The sequence below is a fragment of the Rothia nasimurium genome (genome assembly GCF_928382285.1).
Classification (GTDB): domain Bacteria; phylum Actinomycetota; class Actinomycetes; order Actinomycetales; family Micrococcaceae; genus Rothia; species Rothia nasimurium_E.
Window position 1 is genome coordinate 1 of sequence record NZ_CAKMSS010000017.1, and the last position, 5,237, is coordinate 5,237.

Annotated in this window: 2 rRNA genes; both read left to right on the plus strand. The window is 52.5% G+C overall.

Features of this window, described 5'->3' with window-relative positions:
* The first annotated feature begins 339 nt into the window (after positions 1-339).
* A 16S ribosomal RNA gene (locus L6758_RS10845) occupies positions 340-1,868 on the plus strand.
* 379 nt (positions 1,869-2,247) lie between these two features.
* Positions 2,248-5,237, plus strand: a 23S ribosomal RNA gene (locus L6758_RS10850); the annotation flags it as partial.

Consider the following 5,237-nt stretch of genomic DNA (forward strand, 5'->3'; position numbering starts at 1 on the left):
CGGGTAACACAAAAACTTGAGAATGACCGATACGAAACACCGGCCAGCATCTGGCTAGGGTTGAGAATGCGGTTTGTTGCTTGAAAACTCAATAGCGTACCAATGTTATAAATAACATTCTTATCGTCCACACTACACACTAGTGTTCACACATGAACACACTGGTAGTGCGGAAATTGAACTGATACCAAATATTTATATAACAAGGTAAGAAACCCTTGGTTTCTTATCTGAATTTGATAATCAATTGGTTTCAGATTCGTCAGCTCGAACCACACCACCCCGTGGTGAATGGTTCGCTAACAATCAGAGACTAGGATCATCAACTACTTCATTTTTCTAACGGAGAGTTTGATTCTGGCTCAGGACGAACGCTGGCGGCGTGCTTAACACATGCAAGTCGAACGATGAAGCCCAGCTTGCTGGGTGGATTAGTGGCGAACGGGTGAGTAATACGTGAGTAACCTGCCTTTAACTCTGGGATAAGCCTTGGAAACGAGGTCTAATACCGGATACGACCAGTTCCCGCATGGGATGCTGGTGGAAAGGGATATGTACTGGTTTTAGATGGGCTCACGGCCTATCAGCTTGTTGGTGAGGTAACGGCTCACCAAGGCGACGACGGGTAGCCGGCCTGAGAGGGTGACCGGCCACACTGGGACTGAGACACGGCCCAGACTCCTACGGGAGGCAGCAGTGGGGAATATTGCACAATGGGCGCAAGCCTGATGCAGCGACGCCGCGTGAGGGATGACGGCCTTCGGGTTGTAAACCTCTTTCAGCAGGGAAGAAGCGAAAGTGACGGTACCTGCAGAAGAAGCGCCGGCTAACTACGTGCCAGCAGCCGCGGTAATACGTAGGGCGCGAGCGTTGTCCGGAATTATTGGGCGTAAAGAGCTTGTAGGCGGTTTGTCGCGTCTGCTGTGAAAGCCCGGGGCTTAACCCCGGGTTTGCAGTGGGTACGGGCTAACTAGAGTGCAGTAGGGGAGACTGGAATTCCTGGTGTAGCGGTGAAATGCGCAGATATCAGGAGGAACACCAATGGCGAAGGCAGGTCTCTGGGCTGTAACTGACGCTGAGAAGCGAAAGCATGGGGAGCAAACAGGATTAGATACCCTGGTAGTCCATGCCGTAAACGTTGGGCACTAGGTGTGGGGGACATTCCACGTTTTCCGCGCCGTAGCTAACGCATTAAGTGCCCCGCCTGGGGAGTACGGCCGCAAGGCTAAAACTCAAAGAAATTGACGGGGGCCCGCACAAGCGGCGGAGCATGCGGATTAATTCGATGCAACGCGAAGAACCTTACCAAGGCTTGACATATACCGGACCGCTCTAGAGATAGAGTTTCCCTTCGGGGCTGGTATACAGGTGGTGCATGGTTGTCGTCAGCTCGTGTCGTGAGATGTTGGGTTAAGTCCCGCAACGAGCGCAACCCTCGTTCTATGTTGCCAGCACGTAATGGTGGGGACTCATAGGAGACTGCCGGGGTCAACTCGGAGGAAGGTGGGGATGACGTCAAATCATCATGCCCCTTATGTCTTGGGCTTCACGCATGCTACAATGGCCGGTACAAAGGGTTGCGATACTGTGAGGTTGAGCTAATCCCAAAAAGCCGGTCTCAGTTCGGATTGGGGTCTGCAACTCGACCCCATGAAGTCGGAGTCGCTAGTAATCGCAGATCAGCAACGCTGCGGTGAATACGTTCCCGGGCCTTGTACACACCGCCCGTCAAGTCACGAAAGTTGGTAACACCCGAAGCCGATGGCCTAACCCCTTGTGGGAGGGAGTCGTCGAAGGTGGGATTGGCGATTGGGACTAAGTCGTAACAAGGTAGCCGTACCGGAAGGTGCGGCTGGATCACCTCCTTTCTAAGGAGCTTCAACATATTGGTTGAGCCACGCTGGACGCGAGTGTCGTTTGGGTGGTTTGCTCATGGGTGGAATGTTAGTTCAGGTGCCCCCTGGTGGGTGCTGATAAGGATTGTGTGTAATGTTGGTGCGCTTTTGGGTTTTGAGGTAATAAGCCATGTGGTTTGTTGCTCTCAGGTTCCCGGCATGAGAGTAGTGACTGAGCTTTGTCTTTGGTTGCCTTGAGTGGTATCGGGTTGTTGTTTGAGAACTGTATAGTGGACGCGAGCATCTTCGAATGTAATTGAAGAATTCATCTCAATCTCTAATGATTGGGTTTCTTTGATACTTTTGATTTTGTACTTAGTTAGTCAAGGTTAATATCTTTGATTTTATCTGTGTGTAAGTTATTAAGGGCACACGGTGGATGCCTTGGCACTAGAAGCCGATGAAGGACGTGTGAATCTGCGAAAAGCCTGGGGAAGCCGATAACAGGGCGTTGATCCCAGGATGTCCGAATGGGGAAACCCAGCAAGCCATCATGGTTTGTTACCACCAGTTGAATGTATAGGCTGGTTGGAGGGAACGAGGGGAAGTGAAACATCTCAGTACCCTCAGGAAGAGAAAATAACTAATGATTCTGTGAGTAGTGGCGAGCGAAAGCGGAAGAGACTAAACCTGTGGTGTGTGATACCGGTTGAGGGTTGCATCATGGGGGTTGTGGGAGTACGCATAACAGTTTCAACCGGCTGTTGACGTGATGTTCTAGCATGTAGGTGAACGCCTTGGGATGGGCGACCGGAGAGGGTGAGAGTCCTGTAATCGTAATGTGTTAGACCGCGTGTGTGCCACCCGAGTAGCACGGGGCTCGTGGAATCTCGTGTGAATCTGCCAGGACCACCTGGTAAGTCTAAATACTTTCTAGTGACCGATAGTGAATCAGTACCGTGAGGGAATGGTGAAAAGTACCCCGGGAGGGGAGTGAAATAGTACCTGAAACCGTGTGCTTACAAGCCGTTGGAGCCTTTTGGGGTGACAGCGTGCCTTTTGAAGAATGAGCCTGCGAGTTAGTGTTCTGTCGCGAGGTTAACCCGTGTGGGGAAGCCGTAGCGAAAGCGAGTCTGAATAGGGCGAGTGAGTGGCAGGATCTAGACCCGAAGCGGAGTGATCTATCCATGGCCAGGTTGAAGCGACGGTAAGACGTCGTGGAGGACCGAACCCACTTCAGTTGAAAATGGAGGGGATGAGCTGTGGATAGGGGTGAAAGGCCAATCAAACTCTGTGATAGCTGGTTCTCCCCGAAATGCATTTAGGTGCAGCGTTACGTGTTTCTTGCCGGAGGTAGAGCTACTGGATGGCCGATGGGCCCCACAGGGTTACTGACGTCAGCTAAACTCCGAATGCCGGTAAGTGAGAGCGTAGCAGTGAGACAGTGGGGGATAAGCTTCATTGTCGAGAGGGAAACAGCCCAGACCATCAACTAAGGTCCCTAAGCGTGTACTAAGTGGGAAAGGATGTGGAGTTGCTTAGACAACCAGGAGGTTGGCTTAGAAGCAGCCACCCTTGAAAGAGTGCGTAATAGCTCACTGGTCAAGTGATTCTGCGCCGATAATGTAGCGGGGCTCAAGTACACCACCGAAGTTATGGCAATCAGTTTTTTGCTGGTTGGGTAGGGGAGCGTCGTGTATCCAGTGAAGCTGCGGTGTAAACCAGTGGTGGAGGGTATGCGAGTGAGAATGCAGGCATGAGTAGCGAATCACGGGTGAGAAACCCGTGCGCCGGATGATCAAGGGTTCCAGGGTCAAGCTAATCTGCCCTGGGTTAGTCGGGGCCTAAGGCGAGGCCGACAGGCGTAGTCGATGGATAACGGGTTGATATTCCCGTACCGGCGAAAAACCGCCCATACTGATATTTTGATGCTAACTGTGAGAAGCCGTTTGTAACCTGCACCTTTGGGTGTGGGAGCTTGTGGTGGACTGCAGGACCCGATTTTTGGAGGTAAACGTATTAACAGGTGTGACGCAGGAAGGTAGCCAAGCCACGCGATGGTTGTCGTGGTCTAAGCGTGTAGGGTATCCGGTTGTTAAATGCGCCGGTGTTGGCCTGAGACGTGATGGGACCCCGTTTGTGGGGGATTTGGTGATCCTATGCTGCCGAGAAAAGCATCGACGTGAGGTTTTAGCCGCCCGTACCCGAAACCGACACAGGTGATCAGGTAGAGAATACTAAGGCGATCGAGAGAATCATGGTTAAGGAACTCGGCAAAATGTCCCCGTAACTTCGGGAGAAGGGGAGCCTTGAGCGTGACCCACCTACGCGGTGGTGAGCGTGTATGGGTCGCAGAGAATTGGGGGAAGCGACTGTTTATCAAAAACACAGGTCCGTGCGAAGTCGTAAGACGATGTATACGGACTGACTCCTGCCCGGTGCTGGAAGGTTAAGAGGATTGGTTAGCCCTTTGTGGGCGAAGCTGAGAATTTAAGCCCCAGTAAACGGCGGTGGTAACTATAACCATCCTAAGGTAGCGAAATTCCTTGTCGGGTAAGTTCCGACCTGCACGAATGGAGTAACGACTTCCCTACTGTCTCAACCATGAACTCGGCGAAATTGCAGTACGAGTAAAGATGCTCGTTTCGCGCAGCAGGACGACGAGACCCCGTGACCTTTACTATAGTTTGGTATTGGTGTTCGGTGCGGCTTGTGTAGGATAGGTGGGAGACTGTGAAGCATGGACGCTAGTTCGTGTGGAGTCGTTGTTGAAATACCACTCTGGTCGCTCTGGATGTCTAACTTCGGCCCGTGATCCGGGTCAGGGACAGTGCCTGATGGGTAGTTTAACTGGGGCGGTTGCCTCCTAAAAAGTAACGGAGGCGCCCAAAGGTTCCCTCAGCCTGGTTGGCAATCAGGTGTTGAGTGTAAGTGCACAAGGGAGCTTGACTGTGAGACTGGCAGGTCGAGCAGGGACGAAAGTCGGGACTAGTGATCCGGCGGTACGTTGTGGAACGGCCGTCGCTCAACGGATAAAAGGTACCTCGGGGATAACAGGCTGATCTTGCCCAAGAGTCCATATCGACGGCATGGTTTGGCACCTCGATGTCGGCTCGTCGCATCCTGGGGCTGGAGTTGGTCCCAAGGGTTGGGCTGTTCGCCCATTAAAGCGGTACGCGAGCTGGGTTCAGAACGTCGTGAGACAGTTCGGTCTCTATCCGCTGCGCGCGTTGGAAATTTGAGAAAGGCTGTCCTTAGTACGAGAGGACCGGGACGGACGAACCTCTGGTATGTCAGTTGTACCGCCAGGTGCATGGCTGATTGGCTACGTTCGGGAGGGATAACCGCTGAAAGCATCTAAGCGGGAAGCCTGTTTCGAGATGAGATTTCCTGGTGGCCTTT